Source organism: Corynebacterium sp. 045007 (assembly GCF_040743205.1).
GTDB lineage: Bacteria > Actinomycetota > Actinomycetes > Mycobacteriales > Mycobacteriaceae > Corynebacterium > Corynebacterium jeikeium_D.
In genome coordinates, this window is the sequence record NZ_JBFLKW010000001.1 from 45,265 (window position 1) to 68,989 (window position 23,725).

A 23,725-nucleotide genomic window follows, 5' to 3' on the forward strand; every position below is an offset into this window, starting at 1 on the left:
GTTAGCTCTGGGTTCCCCAGCGTTGATACGCCTCTAAATAGCCCCGTGCCCGTTCGTGGTACGGGGCTTTTGCCGCCCAATACCAGAACTCTTCGGTATGACCACCGTCGACGAAAGTGTGCACCAGTTCGTGCACAATGACATCGTCGAGGACGTACCCCGGGACGTCGGCAAGCCTGTGCGAAATGCGAATGCGCCCAGGACTATCGACACCGCCGGTGACGGATGCCCACCTGCGCGACATGTTCTTGACCCATTTGATTGACTCGAACCGCGGGCGATCTTCCAGCACCGTACGAGAGAGCAGCCGTGCGCGGCGCTCCAGCTCGGAATTATCCAGGTTGCTGCCAACTTTCTTCCGCACTCGCGCAACAATTTCATTGACCTGCTGTTTTTCCGCAGCGGCGCTGAGATCGTCCGGAACCATGACAATGATCCGGTTTCCCTCCGCGCGGGCGGACACAGTACGGCGGCGGCGCTTCGAGCGCCGAACCTCAACATCCGGGCCGTACTCAGGTCGCTTGGTGCTCATGCTTTTTAAGCGTATATGCTCTGCGCTGCGATTGCGTAAAAGCTGGCCCCGGGGTAAAAGATATTTTTATGGGGGAATACAGGGATACGTCTCGGGGGCGGGATGGTACGGCTGGCGTAATAGGTTCGCACGCACCCGCTGCACAAACACTTGCCGCGCCTGCCACGGACTACGCGCTGCGGCCGGAGGTACCGATTGTCATGCGCCCAGGCGCGCGGATTCAGTTCGGCGTGGAACCGGAGCGCAGCATGATTCTGCCGCTTTCCGACGGCACCCCGCCGGGGCCTGTCTTCTCGGCGCTTCTTGCAGCTCATAGAGGTAGCACCTTAAGCGAGGCCTTTACTGACAGTCACGACAAACTGTCACCGCAGTTCATTACCGCACTTATCTCCGACCTTCACCGAGCCGCGCTGGTCCAAAAACCACCGACACGGCGGAGGATTACGCTGATCGGTCGGGACAGCTTGCGCACCGGACTTTTAAAGGAGCTTCGTCGCACGGGTTGTGGTAGTTGGACGACGGCAATGTCGCCCACTCGCAATGCGACGCTAAAAATATCTCAATCCACACCGGAAGAGATCGGGCTCGCGGTGGTCACGGGCATGGAAGTACCGAGCATGCCCTTGGTTCGCGCTCTGTTTCATCGTGGAATTGAGCATCTGCACACGCATTTCCGCGATGGGGCACTGATTCTTGGGCCGCTTGTTCAACCAGGTCAAGGGCCCTGCTCGATGTGTTTCGAAGCTTATCGACGAGACCACGACCCCGTCCGGGCACTGATTGCGCTACAGCTTCGCACTTTTACGCCCGTGGCCGCACCGGAATGGCTGAACACAGCGGTGCCACTGTTGGTTGGGCAGCTGCGGCGGCCGGATCTCTCAGATCTATGTGCAACGGAGGTGCGCATAGATCTGGAAAGCCTCGATATCACCCGCACTACTGTTGCTCCCCACCCGCAGTGCCCAGTGTGTGGTCATGGCAACTCGCATATGCAGTTCATGTAATTCGAAGTGCCTTGAGCAGAATCTGACTAGGAATTCACGAAAGAATTGACGATTCCCAAGATGCCTTCGCCGAAATGATTGAGCTTCGCTTCTCCAATTCCGGGAATCTGCAGAAGTTCCTCCGGCGTAGTCGGCTGCTGCTCACCGATGGCCAGAAGGGTCGCATCGGAGAAGATCACGAATGCGGGGACCGTCATTTCCCTCGACATTTCCAAGCGCCATGCACGCAATGCTTCCAGTAGTGCAGGATCCGCACTGACTGGGCACTCTTCACAACGCCCTGAGATCCGCTCGGCATCGGTGTGCAATGGCTTAGTACAGCCCTTGCACTGTTTGGACTGCTGACGCTTACTGCGGGAACTAGAGCTCCTTGAGCTTCGCTGTGCCTCAGCCGAGTAGTCAGAGACATCAATGTCGAGTTCATCGAGGAATCGTGTGCGGCGACGTGACCTGCGGCCGCCTTCTGTCCGCGACAATGACCAAGATAGCTCCAGATGTTCGCGGGCTCGAGTAATGCCGACATAGAACAGACGGCGCTCTTCTTCGATGGCTTCCGCCCCCTGCGCAGGAGAACGGTCGAATTTATTCAGCGCATGTTGGATAGGCAGCGAACCGTCGGTAAGCCCAACGAGGAACACCGCATCCCACTCCAGCCCCTTGGCTGCATGCAGGCTAGCCAGCGTCACGCCATCCAGCGTCGGTGGATGTTTGGCCTGCTGCCGGGTGTGCAATTGGCCGAGGAGCGCCTGGATATTGACCTCGGTGTTGGCATGAACGATGTCTTTACACAGGTCAAATAGGGCGCGTAGTGACTGCCAACGTTCCCTGGCACCAGCGCCTTCCGGCTCTTGGTCAGTCATGCCAAGACCCGCGAAAACCTGCTTGACCAAATCCAACAGATTCGTGCCCTGCAATGTCGGAACAGTCCGTGAGGAACGGGAAACTCGCACAAGTGCAGCGATGGCATCGCGGATCTCGGGACGCTGGTAGAAACCGTCCCCGCCACGAACCTGGTAGGCGACTCCTACCTCGGACAAAGCCTGCTCAAAAACTGCGGACTGTGCGTTGATGCGGTACAAAACGGCAATCTCCGATGCCGGCGTACCCACGTCGATAAGTCGCTTGATGCTGCGCGCGGTCGCGCGAGCTTCCATCGGCTCATCGTCGTACTGGTTAAAAGTCGGCTCCGGGCCGTCTTCACGCTGCCCAATCAGCTTCAGCCGCGAGCCGGCGATACGCCCCTGCGCACGGCCGATGACATTGTTGGCCAGCTCGACGACCTGTGGGGTCGATCGGTAGTCCCGCTGCAGGCGGACAACTGTGGCTTCCGGGTAGTCCCGAGAGAAGTTCATTAGGTACTGCGGAGTCGCCCCTGTGAAGGAGTAGATCGTCTGGTTGGCGTCCCCGACAACTGTGAGGTTGTCACGGTCTCCCAGCCAGGCGTTGAGAACTCGCTGCTGTAACGGGGTGACATCCTGGTACTCATCGACGACGAAGCACCGATACTGGTTGCGGAATTCCTCCGCCACTGCACGGGAATTCTCCATCGCACCGGCGGTGTGGATGAGCAGGTCGTCGAAGTCAAGCAATAGCCCGTCAGGAGTGGTTTTTATGTCCTCGTAAGCGTGATAGCAATCGACAATTTTTTCCGCAGACAGAGGTGCCGTGCGCCCATGCTCCCGCAGCGCGGCCTGGTACTGATCCGCACCGGCCAGAGTGGCCTTCGCCCACTCAATCTCGCCCATGACATCGCGGATCGTTTCCTTGGAGGTGTCCAGGCCCACCCGGCGTACTGCTTGGGCGACGACACGGAATTTCTTGTCATCCAACAGCTGCCAGGGCATATCACCGGCGACTTGGGGCCAGAAGTAGCGCAGCTGGCGAAGAGCTGCCGAGTGGAAAGTACGCGCCTGGACTCCAGGCGTTCCCATCTTTGCCAGGCGGTCGCGCATCTCCCCTGCTGCACGCGAGGTAAATGTCACCGCTAATACCTTCTGCGGCTGCACAAACCCCTGGTCAATGAGGTACTTGATGCGATGAGTAATTGTTCGGGTCTTACCTGTACCGGCTCCAGCAAGAATGCACACCGGCCCCATCGGAGCCGTTGCTGCCTCGCGCTGGTCTGGATCCAGCCCAGCTAGATAATCCGGTTTGTTCACATCCGCCTCTGAGTAAGTCAAAAGTTGTTAGACCCCATTTTTAAACTGGTCGAGTGCTATTCGTCATTGCTGTAGACACGGCGGACGTACAGCAGCCGGTCGCCTGGCTCCACCGACTCACACTCCGGTGAATCAATTCGGTACAGCTCACCCGAGCGCACCACGCCGAGTGCAATATCCGCGAGGTGCCGTGGGCTGGCACCGATTTCCTCTTCGGTGACCAGCCTCTCTGCAACAGAGAATCCTTCATCCGGGCTCAGGAGGTCTTCCATCATCTCAACCACCGAAGGAGTCACCGTGGCCAGCCCCAGCATTCGGCCGGCGGTTTCAGAAGAAATAACCACTTGGTCTGCACCTGACTGCGTCAACAAGTGGCGGTTTTCTGATTCACGCACCGAGGCCACAATTGAGGCACCCGGCGCCAACTCACGGACCGACAACGTGACCAGCACCGCTGTGTCATCTTTGTTCGGTGCAACGACTATAGAGCGGGCACGCTGAATACCAGCTAACTTCAGCACATCGGATTTGGTAGCCGACCCATGCACCGTCGCCAAGCCTTGATTCGAAGCGTGATCGAGTGCTTCCTTGTCCGTATCAATAACAACGATTTCTGCCGGATCTACGCCGTCCGCGAGAAGAGCTGCAATGGCAGAACGACCCTTGGTGCCGTATCCGATAACGACGGTGTGGTTGCGCAACTGTCTCCTCCAGCGCTGAATTTGCAGGGTTTTCCGAGATTCTTGGGTCAAAACGGTCAGAGTAGTACCGACCAAGAGAGCAAGGAAGGCCACGCGCAGTGGCGTAATGATCAAAATATTGAGTAATCGAGCCCTCTGTGTCACCGGCGTGATGTCACCGTAACCCGTCGTCGACAGGCTGACAGCCGAGTAATACACCGCATCGATGAAGGTGAGAGGCTCCGTATATCCGTTGCGGTCGTAGTAGACCACGACGGATGCAATCAGCAGCAAAAATACGGCGTAGTTCAAACGACGTATGATTAGCCGCCAAGGATTCTTCGGCGCGGACTCAGGCAGGCCAATGACTCCCAGCAGTGCATGCCCGGGAAGATCATTGAGCCCGGTTTCGTATCCCGAAGATTTCCGAATTGGATTACGCAACCGCTCCTCGCCTGCCTTTCATGAAAACTCCTCCCGGTGAAAAATAGCGCATACAAACTGCTGCTTTCACCTGGATAACTGGCCACGGCCACGCGGCAGTTACATACGTAGATGATTATCCAATCAGCTCGCGCATTTTCCTGTCTAACTCTATCCTGCTTGGCAGTAGCGCTTCATCTGGTATTAGCGTCCGTCCTGCCGAAACGTAGAAGAACCCGGCTTCAATGTCTTCGGGGGCAGTTTCCATTCCCATCTCGCGCAGCCTATCCGACCACGCCAGGCGGTAAATCGCCAGCTGTAGCGCCGCTACTTCCCTTTCCTTTCCGCGCGGCATCTGGCCTGTCTTCCAGTCAATGACGCTCCACTTCCCGTTGTCGTTAAACACCGCGTCGATTCGGCCGACGACCCGCCTCTGCCCGATGGCAATTTCAAACGGCACCTCTACATGCGTTGGCGTGCGGTCAGCCCACACAGATGCCTCGAAGTTCGCCTTCAATTTCTCCAGTTCGCGTTCGGACGCGACTTGTTCTGTGCCGAGGAAGTCATCCAGTTGATCCCCGAAGAGATCCTCATCGTCCAGCAGACTGTGTGCACCGAAGCGATTCTCCAACCAAGCGTGGAATGCCGTACCTCGGCGCGCGAATCGGTTTGGCTTAAACGGCACCGGGCGTGCTTTCCGACGAGCAAACGCGACCGGATCCGCAATCATCGCTTGGTATTCGCTAGTGGACATGCTTGTCGGCATTGGTAGATGAATCTCCGCGGCCTTAGCTCGAAGGATTTCATCCACGAGAATGGTCGTTTCCGTTTCCCATACCTCAGACAGGTCACCTGCAATGGGGCGCTCATCCTGGTCTTCGCCCATGTAGCGCATGACGCTTTCGGCTGCTCGCTGCACACTATCTCGGCGGTTGCCCAGGGTATCGACGGGCCAGACCACCCCATCAACCGCAGTGTCGCAGTCCAAATCGACTTCAGTGTCCTCTACCTCAGGGTCCTCCCCATCTGTCCACGACACCACATAGTCACTGAATTGAGTGGCGATGGCTGCGAAGTCCGCCGACACGTCGGTGGGTTTCTTCAAGCTCGGATTAGGCCGCCTGCTTGCAGTGACAATGAGCTTTTTCGCGGAGCGAGTCATGGCAACGTAGAAGAGGCGCTGTTTTTCTTCCCTCTCCACTTCTCGCAGCTCTTCCTTGTAGGCTTTGATCACCTTGTTGAGGTCGGTCTGGTTATCGGTGCCTGATATGTCCAGTTCGGGGGCGTTGCTGTCGACAGAATCAGCGACAGGAGCCCAATCGCCTGCTGCAAGCTGCGTTGCATCCTCTGTTGTTTCTGCACTAGCCGTTAGCGGATCCACTTGAGTAATTGCGCCAGGAGGAAGCTGAACTGAATTGGTCAGCCACGATGACAAATCAACTCTGTCGAACTTGCTAGTGGTGATGCCCGGAACAGCAACCGTTTCCCACTCCAAGCCCTTTGACTTGTGCATAGTCATGATTTGGACACAGTTTTCCGGCATGTTCATAGGTGCCCGTTCCAAGCCATCATCGTGTTCGACAGCGAATTCCAGATAGTTCAAAAACCCTGTCACATCGTCCGAGATATTTTGAGAATACGTCGCAGCGATATCGACAAACCTATCCAGATGTGCGGTTGTCGGCCTGGTTATCGCGGTAGCGGAACCGTACTGTCCAGCCGCTGCTTCTACGCGAATTCCAAACTCAGTAGCGATGTCCTCGACCAGTTCCGGCAGAGGCTTATTCAGCGAGAACCGGCGTAGTTTTCGTAGGCTTGCACCCAACTGTGCGATGCGCACCATTGCTTCATCTGTGTAGTTCAGTGACTCGCTGCAGACCAACCGCCCATTTTTTTCCACACTGCCGCGCGCCAGCGGGGTGCCGTCGTAAAAACGAATATCCGGGTCGGCGATGGCGTGCCCCAGCCCCACCGCGGACGATGCTGCTTCGGCATCTTCCACGAGCTTGTCATACTGGCGAGCGAGCTGGGAAAGCGGTGAGGAGTCTGAAGTTTCTTCGACGTTGCCCTTCTTGCGGGCCAACTCGTCCTTTCCTGCGATTGCCAGCTGATCTACACGAGTGCGAAGTGCCTCCACGTCTGCGGCACCCAAATTGAACTGTGGGCTGAGTAGCAGACGCAGAGCATCCTGGTCTGAACTGGGGTCGACCAATATCTTCATCACCGAGGTGATATCCATGACCTCGGGCAAGTGCAGTAATCCAGCGAGTCCTACAATGATTGCAGGCACACCCCGCTCAGACAGTGCATCTAAATAGACAGCCGATTCAGCATTTGTCCGAACCAGGATGGCGGCATCGAGCTTGTTGCCAGCTGCTTCACATTCGCGTAATTGCGCCTCCATGCAATCTGCGATGTATGCAACTTCTTCCTCACCGGTTGCAGTGAAAGCAAGCTGCACCTCGCCCTGGCCTGCTTTTGGCCCCGCATCCAGTGCCTCTACCGTACGAGCCTGCCCCGCAAAAGCACGGTCGGAGACTGCGTTAGCAAGCTGCAGCACTGACTGCGGGTTTCGCCAAGAAATGGTCAGTTGCTTTTTCTCCGCTGGCTGTCCATCCGACCGCGGAAAATCATTGACAAACTGCACAAGGTTTTCGGCCGTTGCTCCTCGCCAGCCATAAATTGCCTGCATCGGATCGCCGACAGCGGTGACACAACCACCGGAGAACAGCGCACGCAGGAACAGCCGCTGTGTGTGCGACGTGTCCTGGTACTCGTCGAGCATGATGATTTTAAAGCGACGCCGCTCCTCCTCCCCGACTTCCGCGAAGTCGGTGGCTAGCCGGGCCGCCCGAGCCATCTGCATACCGAAGGTGGCGACATTTTCTTCATTGCACCGAGCTCGAACCTGCTCTACCAGCGGCAAAATCTCTAATCTCTCCCGCTGCTTATCGACGATGCCCTGTAGATCGCCAATTAGCCCCTCGCGTTTACCCTTCTGCGGGGTCTGCTCAATATTGCTGATGAACGCTTCGGTTTCCTCGCGAATCGCCTGCGGGGTAGACAAGTTTGAGTCGATGTTCGACCCCAGCTCAATAATGCGACTGGCCAGCGTTGATGGCGCAATATCGACATCAATTTCGGTCACATTGCGAGCTGTTTCCCAGGCCAACTGCCACTGCGTCGCGCCATCCATAATGGTGACCCCCGGCTCCGTCGGCAGCAAAAGACCATAATTGCTCACGACTTCAGAGGCATAGGCATCGTAAGTAAGCGTGGTTGGGGCAATGACCTCGAGGCTTGCTAGCACCTCTGGTGAAGCTTGTGCACGAAATGCAGCGGAAGAAGCAAGGGCATTCAGCTGTTGGCGGATACGGACGCCGAGCTCGCGCGCTGCCTTCCTGGTGAAGGTCAAACCTAGAACTTCTTCTGGGCGGATAAAGCCGTTGGCGACCAACCACACGACACGGGCAGCCATTGTCGCTGTTTTACCAGCACCGGCACCGGCGACAACAAGCATTGGTTCCATCGGTGCACCGATTACCGCCGCTTGTTGCGGGGTGGGCGGAAAGTCCTGCCCCATCATCTCCGACAGGGTGACGGGATCAATGATGGTTCGTTCCTCCGACATGACTACCGATTCCCTTCTGCTGCCGGGCACGCCTTCGAAAGCGTGCAGAACTTGCAATGATTACCAGCGAGCGCCAAGGCACGCGGGCCAGACGTCGCACGTGCTACCTGCTCCACGCGACGCTCCCAGTCAGCCAACTTGTCTTCCGTGAGCTTTGACTGTTCTCGGCTAGTGATAATGGTCTTATTGTGTGACTTTCGCGGAAATACCAGGTATGCCCCAGATTGTTCAATGCCTTCGCCGTTGTCCACAGTAAGCCCATCTCCGCTTTCAACGAGCTTCCCCTTCGACAACGCCAGCTGATATGTAGCTAGCTGTGCGTGTCCTTCTACTTCTTTACCGGAGGGCGCTGTCTTACCGGTTTTAATATCGACGATTTGAACTGCACCATCAGCGTCTTCAATCAACCGGTCGATTCGTCCGACAATCACGATGTCATCGTTGATGTTGACATTTACTGGGACCTCGGTTCCGATATCTTTCTTAGTCTCAATCCACCGCTGCCAATCCTCCAGCCCGGTCAACCAGGTCTCTTCCTCAGTACGCTTACGCCACTCCGGATCATCGGACAGGTCCCCAAAAACACGCCGGATCTCAGACTGAGCCTCAGGCACAGTCACTCCCTTGGCGACTGCTTCTACCGCCTGATGCAGTAGAGAGCCCAGATACATGGCCGATGTCGGTGCTGATTTATCCAACATGGCCTTCAACGGACAACTCAGGGTTGCTTCCACCTTGGAGGGATTGATCCTCATCGGCTTCTTGTCATTTACCGGCTTCGAAGTCGACGGTGCACGGAGCCCCCACCAGGTGTCTGGATGTGCGCCAGCAACCTCAACCTGCGCCAATCGCGCGAGTTGACGTGCAGCTTGTCGACGCCGCGTCTCAGTCTCCGCATCGTCCACAACGGCTGCACGCAGTTCTGCCAGCAGTGACTCCACAGAGAGCACCCGTGGCAGGCCTTCACCGGCCCATGCGACATCTTCTGCCTCTGCAACATCCGGATTGCCGGCGTTTGCTTCATTAGCCGTAGCCCCGACTCCGTGCGCAGACGACGATGCTTCCGACTGTTTCACCAGCTCCGTCACCGAATTACCGAGCTTTTCAACGAGCTCGATAATAAACGGACTGGGAACTCCAACATCGTCAGGAGAATCGACTGCGGTCAGCAGTACCCTGTCGCTCGCCCGTGATACCGCGACGTGCAGCAAACGACGTTCCTCCGCCAGCGCATCCGCCATGGAATTGATGTACTCCCGCGGCTCAATTCCGTGATCAACGAGACCGATGAACTCGTTCTGCTTCATCACCGAGCCAGTCACACCGAGGCTGGGCCACTGGCCTTCCTGGACTCCGACAACTGCTACTGCTTTCCACTGCCTGCCCAGAGCCGCATGGGCTGAGAGAATGCGCACGGCATCGCGCTCTACCCCGCTACGGTCACGTGCGCCGATGGGCAGCTCCTGCTCTTCCACAGAAGCGATAAAACCGTCAACCGTCAGTTTTGGATTCAGCTCCACACGGTCACCAGCAAAGTCGAACAGTGCCATCACAGCATCCAAATCGCGGTCAGCCGATGCGCCAGCTGTACCGCCGCGCAACGATGCCGCCACCAGATGGTCTGCCAAACCAGTGGACTGCCAAATTGCCCACAAAGTTGCTTCCACACCATCGCGCAACGCTTCACGAGCTGCGCTCAACAGATCCAGCGGCACCTGCAGCGCCTGACGTTCACGCTGCGACAGAGACTCAATAAGCTCCAGCTGTTCAGCTGTGAGTCCCTCTGCCTTCAAGATTCCGATGAGCTGAGTCATCGCGGCCCCGCCGAACAGGTCGGCCTTTCGGATTCCGCGCAGCAGACGCTCTTTGACAATCGGATCCATGTTGACCAATGGGCCGGAGAGGAACTCGTCCCACTCCACGTCATCGAGCTGGTTCATAGTTGCCCGCAACGCCACCATCAGCGCTCGCACCAATCGCTGATGACTTAGCACGATGTCCGTTGGGTCAATCTGCACAGGCACACCCGCACGCGACAACGCACGGAACAGAGAGGACTCCCCTGCACCGGACCGGACGATGACCGCCATATCCTTCCATGCCACTCCCTCGTCAATATGAAGGCGCCGGAAGTAGTCCGCGACTGTGGCTCGCTGTGCACGTTCAGAAGGATGAATAGCTATTTTTACTGCACTTTTAGCTGCGTACGAGTTTTCCGCTGCGACGGTATCGCTGTTGTTTCCAACTTCGGATTCACTAGCTTCTTGTGGCCCAGCTGAACCGACAATGCCACGGTATGCAGGAGTCTTAGGCAAGCGCTGAGAAACTGCGTTGACTAAATCCGCGATATCAGCGTTACAGCGGTAAGACTGCTGCAAGTGGATTGCCTTGCACTCGGCCTCACCAGTCCCCCGGAGATAGTCATTATTAGCACCGCGGAAATGGAATACCGATTGATCTTCATCACCAGTAATGACGGCTACGGCCGCCTGCGACACAAACCGATCCACAAGACGCGCAGCTTCCGGGGATAGGTGTTCAGCATCATCGACCAGCACCACCGACTTTCCCCACCGAGCCAGTGCTTGCGCGTCTGTATCCAGCTCCATCAATGCCGCAGAGACAATCTCTGCAGCGTTCAGGCTGGGCTCCCACGCCAACCGCATAGTCTGCTGATACTCCGCCATAAACTTGCCAGCCGCACACCACGACTCAATGCCATAGTCCACGCCGAGCTGCTGAAGCCTCGGGGCGTCAATCCCCCGCTCAGCTGCACGCAGCAGAAAGTCACGAACCGCACGGGAAAAACCGACTAACGGAAGAGCCGGGCGCAACCGCTCTGGCCAATACGCACCACCATCTTCCGCATGACCGGCCAAAAGTTGCCGCACGACAGCATCTTGGCGTGCACCAGTGGTCAACGATGGTTCAGGCTCTCCCCGACTGACAGCGGCATCACGTACTACTGCATAGGCAAGCGAATGCACGGCACGCACCATGCCACCTTGACCTGCCCCGACCGAACCGCCTTCCCCCAGTTCAGAGGAAAAACGCCTGTCAATATCCCGCCTCAATTCCGCAGCGGCCTCTTTTGACTGTGACACCACCAAAATGCTGTCCGCCGGAATGCCCGCCTGCATGTAGTCCACCGCGAGATCTGCCAGCAGCGAACTCTTTCCAGTCCCTGGGCCGCCTAAAACGCGCACAACAGACTGGTTTACAAGCTTGTTCTCTACCACGAGCGCCTGATTATGGGAAGGGAAAAGCGCCTCTACCGCAGTACCCAACCACTGCCGACGACGAGGAGGTTCCTCCTGGACGAACCGAACCTTCGGCATTCCATCTACGTTCATGTGCACCATTGTGGCACAACCTCCGGACCGATACTCGAACACCCATTCGAAATAAGGAGAAAAATACCCCCACCCCAAAAACTCCCGTAAATACTGCCCGGCGTTACTTAGACACAAACGCGCGAACTAGCGAAGCCGCGCGGAACAGACCGCGATACGCACCCGGCTGCGATTCTGGACTAACAGCGTGGACAAAAAGTCGATAACACATCGCACGAACGAGCAACTGACCGAAATCCGGCAGGTGATCGAAGCGCCGCAGTAGCTCCTCATCAGCCCCCATCATGGACAGACAATCCACTGCCGCCAAGGCAGCTGTCCAACCACGGACATGCCACGCTGGCACGATATCGGTGAGAACCGGGGCGGCCGTGCCGTCGTAAAGCAGCGTGCCGACGAGGTCTGCGTGACAGACCTGCAGAAGCTCCGTTGGCACAACCATCTCTGCCCGCAGCTGGAGAAGATCACCGGAGATCGTGAGAGCCTCGGCACAATCGGCGCGGGGGACGCTATCCGCGTCGAGAAGCTGCTCGAGGATGCCGATTGGGTCAGAGTCCCAAGCTGCGCGATTACACATGACGAAGTAATCGGGCTCTTTATCAAGGAGGAACTGTGGCCGTTCAATACTGGCAAGCGACTCTTCCACGCGACCAGCGGCCACAATGGTTTCATCGGCACGTGGCGCGAATCCCCCCGGGATGAAATGACGAGCCTGCCACCCAGCAATAACCAAGCGGCCGTCACTGGTACGCACGGATTTCGCCACTCGGACGCCATCGACATCTAGCGCACTGCGAACCTTTGCAGACCACAGCGCCTGCGCCGAATTATGTACCGGCGAAAGGACAATGGAATCGTCGTAGACCCAGCCATTGTCCCAAGCTCGCCCGGCACGATGCGGCTCGCCCTCGGCACCAAAGGCCTCTAAAACACGGTCGGGAGGAGTGGCGATCATAATCTGCTACTACCTTGCTTTCTGAGTCGGTGCGGCCGTATCGTCGTCCGCCCCAAATGGGTACGGCCAGCCGTTGACAGAACACGTCTTACCATCGACCTGATAGACCTCGCTGCTGTCGATTTTGTGCAGTTCATCGTTCGACACGCTCAGGGTCTGCTGCATCATGATTGGCGCGATACCGCCGTCCCTCGGACAGGGCTCGTGAACCGCGTACCCAAGTCCGTGACCAACCTCGTGATTAATAAGGTATTGGCGATACAATCCCAGGTCCCCCTCAAAAGGCAGGGCACCTCGAACCCACCGGGCGATACTGACGACCACGCGCCCAGGCTCACCTTCCCGCTGCCCAGACAGGTAACAGGAGGTCTCCATTCCCAAGGTGTTGCCGCACAGCTGATGTGCGGTTCCAGTCGCGGAAAGCTGCACGACAATCGTCGGATCCTGGTCGCGAGGCACTGCCTCGACAGAAAAATCTGGATTAGCTGTCCAGCCACGTGGATCGGCCAGAATCGAGTTCACCGTCTCTGCAAAGGCGCGCTCGCCACCAATCGAAGGAACATCAATGTTGTCTTCAATTTCCACGGAATACCTGACCGCATTGTCGCGCCCCTCCCCAACACGGGGATGCGCCACGGTGACATCTTTAAAATTTCCCGAGGGTTCCGTGGCAAAGGCCGGACCGGGTGGCAACTGCCCTCCCTCGTAACCATCACCGTATCCCTCACCGGGCACCGGACCAGGGCGACCATTGCCACTCTGCGAGGCGACAGTGCCAGTGCCGGAACCTGAAGAATCATCTTCAGCAGTGAAGATGTCGAAGAGAATGATGACTGTGAGCACCACAAGTACAGGGATGGCATATGCTCGCCACCCCCAACTCCTTGCAATGCGTACGAGAAAGGGTTCTTGCGTCATTAGGCGAAGAAGCCAACCTTACGGTCTGCGTTATTACCGGTACGGACGTAGGCGACCTTGTCAGCATTAATCAGGTACTCCTGACCAGCGCCGTCGCTGAGCTCAATCACACCTTCGCCAGCAGCCAGCTTCTGGGAGATCGCAGCCTTGACCTCCTCACCACCAGCGACGTTTTCAATGTTCAGCTCACGCGTATTGTCTGCAAATCCAATAGTGATGTCCATAGGTGACATCATAACCATTCCCAAAGCGGCTAGGATTAGAGAGACCGATTAAGCCGTCGTGTCACGTGAGGTTACAAACAGCAAAGGAGTCGCCGTGGCAGAGTCCCAGTCCCCGACATTCGTCGAATTGGGGGTCGCCGCGGAAATCTGCGACGCACTCGCCGACGAAGGAATCACCCGCACATTTGCCATCCAGGAACTGACGCTGCCCTTGGCGCTCGACGGCACGGACATTATCGGCCAAGCCCGTACTGGAATGGGAAAAACTCTTGGTTTTGGTGTCCCCCTTATTGACCGCGTCTTTGATGACGCCCGCATTCCAGAACCGGATGGCACTGCCCGCGCAATCATCATCGTCCCCACCCGTGAGCTATGTGTGCAGGTCGGCGAGGATTTGGCCCGCGCTGCGCACTCAACCAATCTGCGTGTGTGCACTATTTACGGTGGCCGCCCTTATGAGGAACAGATTGAACAGCTAGACCGCGGTGTGGACATCATCGTCGGTACTCCCGGCCGTCTCATCGATCTTTACCAGCGCAATAATCTAGAGCTGTCAGGCGTAAAGATTTTGGTTCTCGACGAGGCCGACGAAATGCTCGACTTGGGCTTCCTGCCGGACATCGAGAAGATTCTGGCTGCGGTGCCAGATGAACGTCAGACCATGCTCTTCTCGGCAACAATGCCGGGCCCAATTCTGACTCTCGCACGTACCTTTATGAATCGCCCGGTGCACATCCGCGCTGAATCAGGCGAGGAAGAGGCCACAGTCCACGAGACCACTAAACAGATTGTTTTCCAATCGCACCAGATGGATAAGGTCTCGGTCATTGCCCGCATCCTGCAAGCCAACGGTCGTGGTCGCACCATCATTTTTGCTCGCACGAAGCGCGGCGCCGCCTCGGTTGCTGAGCAGCTCGGCGAGCGCGGCTTCCTGGTCACCGCCGTCCACGGCGATATGGGCCAGCCTGCACGTGAGCGCTCGCTGACGGCGTTCCGAAATGGCGACGTCGACGTCCTGGTCGCAACCGATGTCGCGGCTCGCGGTATCGATATCGACGATGTCACCCACGTCATCAACCACCAGGTGCCCGATGACGAAATGACCTATGTCCACCGCATCGGCCGCACCGGCCGCGCGGGACACAGCGGTGTCGCCGTTACGCTCGTCGGCTGGGATGAAACCACAAAGTGGAAGGCTATTTCTGATGCTCTCGACCTGGACATGGCCGAGATTCCGACGTGGTTTTCCACCTCCCCCGAGCTCGCTGAAGCTCTAGACATCCCCGAGGGGATCGATGAGAAGGTCGGGCCAGCCCGCCCGGTGTTGGGTTCCAGACCACCTCGCGGGCGTGGCGGAAGAGGCCCGCGAAACAACCGCTCACAGGCTCATCATCGCAATCGCGGCCAAGGACGAAGCTCAAAGCGGGCCGGCCACTCCAATTCTCATCGTCGCAGCTAGGCCGCTGCGCGTGCCAACTCCCCGCCTCACCTCTCGCCACGACCACTCGTCGACAGGACATTCCAACCGTGCTGCAGTCACCACAAGCCAACGCTGAGTCCACCGCTGCAAAGACCCGACTGCGTCGCAATCGAATCGCATCAGTAGTTCTCATCATCGCGGTAGTGCTAGTCATCGGTTGGACATGGGTCGCTTCTCCGGCTCGTAAAGTCGATCGCACTGAATCCACGGCACCGACGAGCAGCACAGCGCAAGCCCCGGCCGCGAACGATCCGGAGGCAATGCCACATACTCTCCGGCCGGTGTGGTCCACCGAATCGTCGGCAAGCACAAGCACGCACACCATCTCCCCGGCGCCACTGGTGATGGACAACTCCCTCATCGTTGCTGAGGACCGGGGCGTGCGTGCTATCTCGCTTAACGACGGCACGGAGCGCTGGCACTATCGACGAGATATTCCGCTTTGTGCGCTCTCGGGCAGTGATGGCCAAGTTTTCGCGACTTTTCGTGGGGCAGCTGGCTGCGGTGAGACCGTTGCACTCAAGCCCGACTCGGGGCAGTATGTCGCGACCCGTAAATCGATTGCGGCTGACAGCCCTGCCGCCGTGCGCTCGAACTCATACGCGGGTGTCTACGACTCTGGATTCCTGGAGCTGTGGCGCTCTGACCTGGTCCGAGTAGTCGAGTACGGCAAGATTCCAGCGTCTCCGGAACCGAAGATGCAGCCGCATCCGGAGTGTTCGATTATCAGTGCGCTCACGCGCGTGGAGCTGCTGGCCGTCGTAAACAACTGCGATGGTCACGGGCGCCTGGTCATGCAGGCGGCAAATCCGGAGGAGTCTCGGAAACCGGAGGTCAAGAGCGATATTGACCTTGGTCCGGCAACTGCAGATATGTCACTGGTATCGATTGGCCAGGACACGGCGGCGGTACTGTCAGACAACCGCATCCGAGTTTTTCGTATGGACGGCACGATGCTGACTGAATTGGCGCTGGATGAGACTACCCTGCGCCCAGCACCGGCGGAAGCTAACTCCAACGGCGATGCCCCGCGTGCGCCTTTTACAACGGATCTTCCCCATCACATGACGTGGTGGTCGCCGCGTGGTTTACTGGGCTTCCGCCCGAGCACCCTGGCGCCGGATTTCGAGGTTCCTGAGGCCACAGGAACCCCAGCTCCATGGGGTGAGCATGTTTTCATGCCAATCACTGACGGAGTCGCGGTATTGAATGCCAAGACTCTGGAGATTATCGGCACACTCCCGTTGCCTGCAGCTGCGAAGCCCACTCAAGCAAATAATGCGGACAAGCCGGAAGTGCCCGTGCGCCTTGCGGTTGTCGGTGACACGCTACTGGTTCAGCACGGTGAGTCAGTCGACGCGTTCGCCATCGAAGCTTAGAAAGAGCGGGCAGCCCAATCAATCGCCTTCGGACTAAACATACAGGCCAGCGCTGCAATTGAAGCTGCCGCCGTCGGTAGAGCAAGCAGAAAAGCGCTCGAGCGGAACATGTAATAGGCCACGCCCAGCAAGCAGAGGTTGAGCATAATAATCGGCCCGCGCCCCCATCGGGCGCCACGCAGCAACATAATCGCACCAGCGAGAACAGCGCCGAAAATGAGAAGGAACCACAGCGCGGTACCCCAACCGGAAATGACCGCGGCCTCGTCGCGGTACCCCATCAAATCACGAATGAGAAGGAAGATCCCGTAGCCCAGACCGAGGGCACATTCGGCGACACCAATCCACGCACCGACCATAACAACCTGAGGTGCGGCAATCGGCCCGTCGGCTGCCGCAAGCTGGTCGGTAGTACGCGATTTGGGCGCATTGCTGCTGTTTTTCTGGTTACTCACGCCCTACATGTTAGCCCGGTGCGAACCGATGAATACACCCTGGAGGCATACCGGCTAATGCGCCCATCACAAGTCTGCTCATGCACTATTCTTGGTGCCTGTGCGTGCGTTGCTAATCTCCAATCCGAATTCGACCAGTAACACTGCTCGACGTATGCCCGGCGTTGTGCGGGCGCTTCGCTCGGTCGAGGGGATTCGCTTGACATCCATGTTTACCGCCTACCCTGGCCATGCTGCGGAAATGGTGGCGGGTAAAACGGTTCGCGATTACGACGTCATTATTTCTCTCAGCGGCGACGGAACCATTAACGAGATTGTCAATGGGCTCATGAACTCCAACCCATTCTCCGCACTGCCTGCCACTGACCTGCCTGCCATCGCGACAATTCCCACCGGCAGCGCCAACGTTTTGGCAGGTGCGTTGGGTATTCCCCGCGACCCCGTAGATGCCGCGTGGTACATCGCAAGTCTGCTGCGCTCCCGAACCCGCAGCACTATCAGCGTTGGACATGCAGCGGAGCGATGCTTCGTGGTCAATGCCGGTATCGGCATCGATGCGGAAGTCATTTCCACCATGGAACAGCTCCGACAAAACGGTACCCGCGCCAAAGCCGTGCGCTATTTGCCGGCAATTTTCACCGCATGGAATCAGTTGCGCAAAAGCCCGCCACAAATCACCGCAACTATCGACGGCACGGAGTTTGGCCGTGATCTCGCAATGGCTGTGGTGTCCAACTCCAATCCATGGACATTCCTCGGCGACCTCCCCATCGTCACCAACCCCACTGTGTCACTGCGCAGGGGCCTGGGGTTTTATGGCTTCACTTCTTTAAAGGGAGTGACGGGGCTTGTCGCCGCAGCCAATTTGGCCGGTTTCTTCACCCGACTGCGCTCCCCCTTCCACATAGAAGCCCGCGAACGACGCGTTGACAACGCTCAGCACATCCAGCTCACCGCTACTGCTCCACTTCGTCTCCAATTGGACGGCGAGTACATCAATCAGCGCGATTCCCTCAACATCCGCGTTAAGCAAGGCGCAATCAATTTTGTGGCGCGTGCCGACGATTACACCGAGGACCAGTTCACCAAGAAGGTCGCTACCCGCCCCGTGGACGAGCGCTTGCTCGTTGTGGTGACCAAAAAGGCCATGGATCGCACACGCCGCCTGTTCAGTACAAGCCAAAAGACCGAGGCAAACCCGGCTTAAGCTGTAACTGTTTACTGACAAGCCAACAAAAACGCGCCATACACCCTCACTACTGCAATTACCAAAACTAAAATCACCCCCACAAGGGGCTAGTTTTGACCTGGCGTTTTAACCAAAACTTCACTTTTCTGTGAGGTTTGGCACTTTTATTCATTTTGCTCTTTACGAACCGCTCCAGTCGTGAAAACATGTAAATCGTCAGCGAGACAGGCACGCAGTTCACTGGATGTGCAACCATGCAAGTCTCGCCTTTTTAGGCGCAAACTCTTTGGTGAGTCCCCACTACCTTTCCCGTCGCATAGGCGATGCAACAGGTAGCCCCTCCCAAGATGCCTAATACCCCTGGGCAACCGGGAATGAACCCCAACCCTCGTTGAGATACGGCGATTTGTCGTGTCTGACGAAATCCATTTCCGAAACTGCCTTCCCGCAAGGAAATTTAACCCTGCCCTCACCCGGGGCTCGTAATGTTTTAGGAGTTTGTCATGGATTGGCGCCACAAGGCCGTTTGTCGCGAAGAGGATCCGGAGCTGTTCTTCCCGGTCGGTAACTCCGGCCCGGCTCTCGCCCAGATTGCTAAGGCCAAGGTCGTTTGCAACCGCTGCCCCGTTACCGCTCAGTGCCTGGCTTGGGCACTTGAGACCGGCCAGGATGCAGGTGTCTGGGGCGGCATGAGCGAGGACGAGCGTCGCGCACTGAAGCGCCGTCGCAACCGCGGCCGCACTCGTCGCACTCGCACCAGCACCGCAGTCTAATTAAAAGACTTACCCCCTTACCGTGTAATCTATACCGGTTGATACCTGTTTAACCCGATAGAAAGAGAGCCCAGCTATGAGCAAGCGTGGCCGTAAGCGCAAGGACCGCCGTAAGAACAAGGCTAACCACGGCAAGCGTCCGAACAGCTAAGTTGCCCTTAGTTGCAGCAGTCTTAGCCATCACCGGCTAAGACATCTCACTCCACTCCAGCACAACTCGGTATTGCACCGAGGGACGGGGTGGAGTTTTTTATGCCTCCAGCGGATACCTCAACGGGTAGCAGGTCTGAAAGTGACTAGGTTTATGACACATGAATTGAATTCACCCGCGATTTTTTGTCATAAACCTAGTCACTTTCAACACCTTTTCGATGCCTCGTCGATACCGCATCCTCGCTTTCCGGATTAACCATCCGCCAGAACCTTACCAGCGAGTTTGGAGCCCAAACCCCACCGGAGTAACGTCTGAAAACAGAGCTTTTACAGCAGCTCCAGCTAGGTTGCTCGAAAGCAATGGGGCTATAGCTCAGCTGGTAGAGCGTCGCGTTCGCAATGCGAAGGTCAGGGGTTCGATTCCCCTTAGCTCCACAAATAGCTCCACAAAAATATCCCAGGCCACATCACCGTGACCTGGGATTTTCCCATTACGCATTACCGCATTACCGTATTACGCAACATCGCATTAAGCATCAAAGGAATACGAGCCAAAAGATGACGCACCAAAACCTAGCCGCCAGCAGCTACCTGCGGTATTCCACCCGCGTATAGGACACGCGAATCCGAGTGGTAATGCGCTGACGGAGGTCCTCAGGGGCAGGTTGCTGGCAGCACCGGCGTAGCAGCCGTCGTATAGCTTGCTCGGAACCGAACTCTTCCAAGCACTGAGGGCATTTGTGAATGTGTTCCTCGAGAAAGCGACGCTCCTCCGAATCACACTCTCCATCCAAAAATGCGTGTAGGCGCGAGTGGACATCCTGACAGAAAGCATCTTCACAGGCGTGCCCGCGCTCTGGCGTCTGCTCCATATCTTGGCTCGACTCTCGGCTCATCGCGGAGAATCTCCCTTCTCTTCTTTCAAGAATCCACGTTCCACGGCTACGTTGTGCAACGCGTCTCGGAGCTGTTTTCTTCCACGGTGGAGCCGACTCATCACAGTTCCGATGGGCGTGCCCATGATTTCGGCGATTTCCTTGTAGGGCAATCCCTCGACATCGGCGTAGTAGACCACCATCCGGTAGTCCTCTTTGAGACTCATCAAAGCGTCACGAATTTCCTCGTCAGGAAGCTTTTCCAGCGCTTCAACCTCAGCAGAGCGCAGCCCTATCGAAGTGTGCGACGCGGTTTCCGCGATCTGTGAATCCGTGATGTCATCGGTGGCGTACTCGGCAGGACGACGCTGCGCCTTGCGGTAGTTGTTGATGTACGCATTCGTCAGAATGCGGTAGAGCCACGCTTTCAGATTCGTGCCCGGTTTGTAGGAGCGGAAGCCCTGAAAGGCCTTGATATAGGTCTCCTGCACCAGGTCTTCGGCATCGGCGGGGTTGCGCGTCATCCGCAGCGCCGCTCCATAGAGCTGATCCAAAAGCGGCATGGCGTCACGCTCAAAGCGCTGCGCAAGCTCCTCATCCGACTCATCAGTCCGGATGGCCGATGTTCCTGTCTGATCACCTGACATGCTACCTATCCTAAAACATCCGCACCCACGAGTCGGCCAGACCCCCGTCACCAGGCATTTCGTAGCGTGGCGGCACTGGTGTGCAACGATGGGAAATTATGTCGAAGAAGTCCGCCAAGAAATCCGCTGCCGCCACCCCGGCAATCGCCGTCTGTCAGAACGCCGGAATCGACTTCCACGTTCACCAATTCCCCCACGGCAGCGACAACTTCGGCGAAGAGGCCGCCTCTTGGCTACTAGAGCATCTCGGAGTCGAGCCCGAACGCATCTTCAAAACTCTCATTATCGAGCTATCCGGCAAACGCACTGGGCTGGCCATCGCCGTCGTCCCCGCCACCGGAATGCTCAACCTCAAGGCCGCCGCCGCGGCTGTCGGGGCTTCCAAGGCCATGATGGCCGACCCCCATGACGCGTCACTTGCCACCGGCTACGTTCCCGGCGGCATCTCCCCGCTTGGCGGTCGCCGCAAGCTCCCCACGGTCATTGATGAGACAGCCACGCTCGCCGACACTGTGTTTGTCTCCGGTGGTCGCCGCGGGTGGGACATCGAACTGTCACCCGCTGATCTGGTTTCGCTTTGCGACGCCGCGGTCGCCGACATCGCCCGCTAACCCTGCGGCTACTCCTGCAACCTCCCCGCTGATACGGCCTTAAAACAGCTCCTCGTTGTGGCCGGGTGTTGCTCCATCGGGCCCCTCCAACAAGCGTGGCCCTTCATTCGCAACATTGCCGACGGCACGGTTGACCGGTCGGATGGTCAGCTTGTCCACCACTTCTGCGCTGGTCATGCCAACATCTCCGTCTGCTGCCCAGGCCGAGAGATCCAACCAGTCACTGACTTCGTCGTCGGCAAGCACGCGCGGCATACGATGATGAAGATCCGCGAGCTGTCCCACGGCGTCGGTGGTGAGAATTGTGGCGGAGACGATATCGCCCCAGCGCGCCCACAGCCCCGCGACGGTGAAAAGCGGTGCGTCATCGCCGAAGCTGACGAAGTAGGGCTGGCGATTCTTCCACTCATACCAACCGTTCATGGGGATTGCGCAGGGCAGGCCGTCCCGGAAAGTCGGTTTGGACTGCCAGGTTTCCGCACGGGCATTGAAGAAAGGTGTCGTCGGCACCTCGCGGGCCCACTGCGGAATTAAACCCCAGCGCACGGTGGCAGCAATGGTTCCTGTGCGGCCGGGGTGCTCGCGGGCAAGAGCAACTATTGGCATGGTCGGGCCGATGTTGTAGCGGGAGGTGGGCAACGGGCCGTCGGCACGCACGGGCACCAAACCGGGAATCTCAGCCGAGGTGCTGAGCAGTTCTTCGGCGACTGTGAAATTGACGAAACGACCACACATACCAACTGATTGTGCCGTTGACTCCCCCTCTAGTCGAGGTATGGAGTGAAAGTGTTCCATAATTGGTTGTGTGTGTTCCCAAAATCAGAATTGGTCCGCCCCTACTGTAAGTGTCGACGGTGCCGAGGCCGGTCGACAGCCTTTTAGCGCCACGGTGCAGATTGCCGGCTCGAAGTCGATTACGAACCGTGCCCTTGTCATCGCGGCGATATCTTCGACACCATCGGTTATCCATGGTGCTCTGCGCTCTCGCGATACCGATCTTATGATTCGCGCACTGCAGGCCCTGGGAACTGACATCAGTGCCGACTCGACCTATTCGGGTGCCCCGAACCACACGCTCCGCGTCACTCCACGCATGCTTCGCGGTGGTGTCGTGGAATGTGGTCTCGCAGGTACGGTTATGCGCTTCGTGCCACCTATCGCAGCTCTTGCGCAGGGGTCGGTGTTCTTCGAAGGCGACGTGGAGGCCAAGGCTCGCCCGATGTCGGCCGTGCTGGATGCCCTGCGCAGCCTCGGTGTGAACATCGCGGGCAATGGGCTTCCCTTCACGGTCAATCCGCAGGGTCCGAATCAGGGCAACCGCCTCGGTGACTCGGTCCAGGAGCAGGATCTGCCGGACATCGGCGGCGAAGTGGAAATTGACGCTTCGGCTTCGAGCCAGTTCGTCTCTGGCCTGTTGCTGTCAGCACCGCGCTACGGCCGTGGCCTGGTACTTCGCCCGACCGGTGAGATTCCTTCCCGCCCGCACATTGACATGACCCTGGACATGCTTCGCGAGGCCGGTGTGCAGGTCGAGGAGACCACGGCCGACACACCTGAGGGACCACGCACAACGTTCACCATTCACCCGACCGAAATGATGGGTCGTACTTGGCAGGTCGAGCCTGATCTGTCCAACGCCGCCGCCTTCCTGGCCGCTGCGGCTGTCACTGGTGGCAGCGTCACCGTGCCCGACTGGCCAGAGCACACCACGCAGCCGGGCGACCGCATCCGCGAGATCCTCACCGCTATGGGCGCTACTGTGACATTCAACCGTCACGAAGGTGGCCGCACCAGCCTCACCGTCGTGGGCCCAAAGCCGTCGGAGCTGCGCGGACTCACGATGGACATGTCCGAAATTGGCGAGCTGACCCCCACTGTCGCCGCCATCGCCACCTTGGCCACTACCCGCACCGAGCTGACGGGTATCGCACACCTGCGCGGTCACGAGACCAACCGTCTCGCCGCGCTCACCACGGAAATCAACCGTCTCGGCGGTCGCGCGACCGAGCTTGACGACGGCATTGCGATCGACCCCGTTCCGCTCCACGGTGGGCTCTGGCACAGCTACGCCGACCATCGAATGGCCACCGCTGGTGCCATTGTTGGCCTGCGCACGGAGGGCGTGGAAGTCGAAAATATCGGTACCACTGCTAAGACCATGCCTGGATTCGATCTGCGCTGGCTGGAGATGCTCGGACTGGCCTCCCCCAGCCCTAGTTCGTTGGAAAAGTCAGTCGAAGCTCGACTTGATGGCGTGGACAACGGAACCGAGGCAGGGAAATAA

Annotated in this window: 19 protein-coding genes and 1 tRNA gene; 8 read left to right on the plus strand and 12 right to left on the minus strand. The window is 57.9% G+C overall.

Going from position 1 to position 23,725, the window contains the following annotated elements:
• Position 1: 1 nt before the first annotated feature.
• Positions 2-532 (minus strand): YgjP-like metallopeptidase domain-containing protein, encoded by a 531-nt coding sequence (locus AB1Z34_RS00235; protein ID WP_016422236.1) that lies wholly within the window; start codon positions 530-532, stop codon positions 2-4.
• Between the two features lie 68 nt (positions 533-600).
• On the opposite strand from AB1Z34_RS00235, the gene AB1Z34_RS00240 reads away from it, so the two are divergent.
• On the plus strand, positions 601-1,536 hold the full coding sequence (locus AB1Z34_RS00240) for a TOMM precursor leader peptide-binding protein (protein WP_255467777.1): 936 nt from the start codon (positions 601-603) through the stop codon (positions 1,534-1,536).
• 26 nt (positions 1,537-1,562) lie between these two features.
• On the opposite strand, the gene AB1Z34_RS00245 is transcribed toward AB1Z34_RS00240, so the two are convergent.
• From AB1Z34_RS00245 to AB1Z34_RS00275, 7 genes are all read right to left on the minus strand, one after another.
• Positions 1,563-3,632: an ATP-dependent DNA helicase UvrD2 gene (locus tag AB1Z34_RS00245; protein WP_255467789.1), complete on the minus strand. Its 2,070-nt coding sequence runs from the start codon at positions 3,630-3,632 to the stop codon at positions 1,563-1,565.
• Positions 3,633-3,751: 119 nt separating this feature from the next.
• Positions 3,752-4,819, minus strand: a complete 1,068-nt coding sequence (locus AB1Z34_RS00250) for a TrkA family potassium uptake protein (protein ID WP_016422233.1) — start codon at positions 4,817-4,819, stop codon at positions 3,752-3,754.
• A 115-nt stretch (positions 4,820-4,934) separates the two neighbouring features.
• The gene (locus AB1Z34_RS00255) at positions 4,935-8,429 is read right to left on the minus strand and encodes an ATP-dependent helicase (protein ID WP_367157726.1); all 3,495 of its coding nucleotides are present in this window, start codon (positions 8,427-8,429) and stop codon (positions 4,935-4,937) included.
• Positions 8,430-8,431: 2 nt separating this feature from the next.
• Positions 8,432-11,782, minus strand: a complete 3,351-nt coding sequence (locus AB1Z34_RS00260) for an ATP-dependent helicase (protein ID WP_367157727.1) — start codon at positions 11,780-11,782, stop codon at positions 8,432-8,434.
• Positions 11,783-11,885: 103 nt separating this feature from the next.
• Positions 11,886-12,737 carry a TIGR02569 family protein gene (locus AB1Z34_RS00265; RefSeq protein ID WP_049191104.1) on the minus strand — a complete coding sequence of 284 codons (852 nt, stop codon included), beginning with the start codon at positions 12,735-12,737 and terminating at the stop codon, positions 11,886-11,888.
• A gap of 9 nt (positions 12,738-12,746) precedes the next feature.
• Positions 12,747-13,655 carry a DUF3152 domain-containing protein gene (locus tag AB1Z34_RS00270; RefSeq protein WP_367157728.1) on the minus strand — a complete coding sequence of 303 codons (909 nt, stop codon included), beginning with the start codon at positions 13,653-13,655 and terminating at the stop codon, positions 12,747-12,749.
• On the minus strand, positions 13,655-13,879 hold the full coding sequence (locus tag AB1Z34_RS00275; protein ID WP_042388469.1) for a DUF3107 domain-containing protein: 225 nt from the start codon (positions 13,877-13,879) through the stop codon (positions 13,655-13,657). The genes AB1Z34_RS00270 and AB1Z34_RS00275 overlap by 1 nt, the downstream gene beginning before the upstream one ends.
• Positions 13,880-13,973: 94 nt before the next feature.
• Here AB1Z34_RS00275 and AB1Z34_RS00280 point away from each other — a divergent pair, with 94 nt between their 5' ends.
• Together AB1Z34_RS00280 and AB1Z34_RS00285 are read left to right on the plus strand one after the other, a co-directional pair.
• Positions 13,974-15,338 carry a DEAD/DEAH box helicase gene (locus AB1Z34_RS00280; protein ID WP_049191109.1) on the plus strand — a complete coding sequence of 455 codons (1,365 nt, stop codon included), beginning with the start codon at positions 13,974-13,976 and terminating at the stop codon, positions 15,336-15,338.
• A gap of 68 nt (positions 15,339-15,406) precedes the next feature.
• Entirely contained in the window at positions 15,407-16,738 is a 1,332-nt protein-coding gene (locus tag AB1Z34_RS00285) for a PQQ-binding-like beta-propeller repeat protein (RefSeq protein ID WP_367157729.1), read from the plus strand.
• On the opposite strand, the gene AB1Z34_RS00290 is transcribed toward AB1Z34_RS00285, so the two are convergent.
• Positions 16,735-17,193: a hypothetical protein gene (locus tag AB1Z34_RS00290; protein ID WP_224783785.1), complete on the minus strand. Its 459-nt coding sequence runs from the start codon at positions 17,191-17,193 to the stop codon at positions 16,735-16,737. The two genes, AB1Z34_RS00285 and AB1Z34_RS00290, sit on opposite strands and share 4 nt — an antisense overlap.
• A 100-nt stretch (positions 17,194-17,293) precedes the next feature.
• Here AB1Z34_RS00290 and AB1Z34_RS00295 point away from each other — a divergent pair, with 100 nt between their 5' ends.
• From AB1Z34_RS00295 to AB1Z34_RS00305, 3 genes are all read left to right on the plus strand, one after another.
• Positions 17,294-18,400, plus strand: coding sequence for a diacylglycerol kinase family protein (locus AB1Z34_RS00295; protein WP_367157730.1), 1,107 nt, complete (start codon positions 17,294-17,296; stop codon positions 18,398-18,400).
• Between the two features lie 485 nt (positions 18,401-18,885).
• Positions 18,886-19,155, plus strand: coding sequence for a WhiB family transcriptional regulator (locus AB1Z34_RS00300; protein WP_005511107.1), 270 nt, complete (start codon positions 18,886-18,888; stop codon positions 19,153-19,155).
• A 515-nt stretch (positions 19,156-19,670) separates the two neighbouring features.
• Positions 19,671-19,743 (plus strand) — tRNA-Ala (locus AB1Z34_RS00305).
• Between the two features lie 152 nt (positions 19,744-19,895).
• Here AB1Z34_RS00305 and rsrA read toward each other — a convergent pair.
• The gene (gene rsrA / locus AB1Z34_RS00310; protein WP_016422222.1) at positions 19,896-20,204 is read right to left on the minus strand and encodes a mycothiol system anti-sigma-R factor; all 309 of its coding nucleotides are present in this window, start codon (positions 20,202-20,204) and stop codon (positions 19,896-19,898) included.
• Positions 20,201-20,830 carry a sigma-70 family RNA polymerase sigma factor gene (locus AB1Z34_RS00315; RefSeq protein ID WP_016422221.1) on the minus strand — a complete coding sequence of 210 codons (630 nt, stop codon included), beginning with the start codon at positions 20,828-20,830 and terminating at the stop codon, positions 20,201-20,203. The genes rsrA and AB1Z34_RS00315 overlap by 4 nt, the downstream gene beginning before the upstream one ends.
• 98 nt (positions 20,831-20,928) lie before the next feature.
• Between AB1Z34_RS00315 and ybaK the strand changes: the two genes are divergently transcribed.
• On the plus strand, positions 20,929-21,441 hold the full coding sequence (gene ybaK, locus AB1Z34_RS00320; protein ID WP_367157731.1) for a Cys-tRNA(Pro) deacylase: 513 nt from the start codon (positions 20,929-20,931) through the stop codon (positions 21,439-21,441).
• A 39-nt stretch (positions 21,442-21,480) separates the two neighbouring features.
• On the opposite strand, the gene AB1Z34_RS00325 is transcribed toward ybaK, so the two are convergent.
• A complete protein-coding gene (locus AB1Z34_RS00325) occupies positions 21,481-22,176 on the minus strand; it encodes an SOS response-associated peptidase (protein WP_367157732.1) in 696 nt (231 codons plus the stop codon).
• A gap of 70 nt (positions 22,177-22,246) precedes the next feature.
• Here AB1Z34_RS00325 and aroA point away from each other — a divergent pair, with 70 nt between their 5' ends.
• Complete coding sequence (gene aroA, locus AB1Z34_RS00330; RefSeq protein WP_101687798.1) at positions 22,247-23,725, plus strand: 3-phosphoshikimate 1-carboxyvinyltransferase; 1,479 nt, start codon at positions 22,247-22,249, stop codon at positions 23,723-23,725.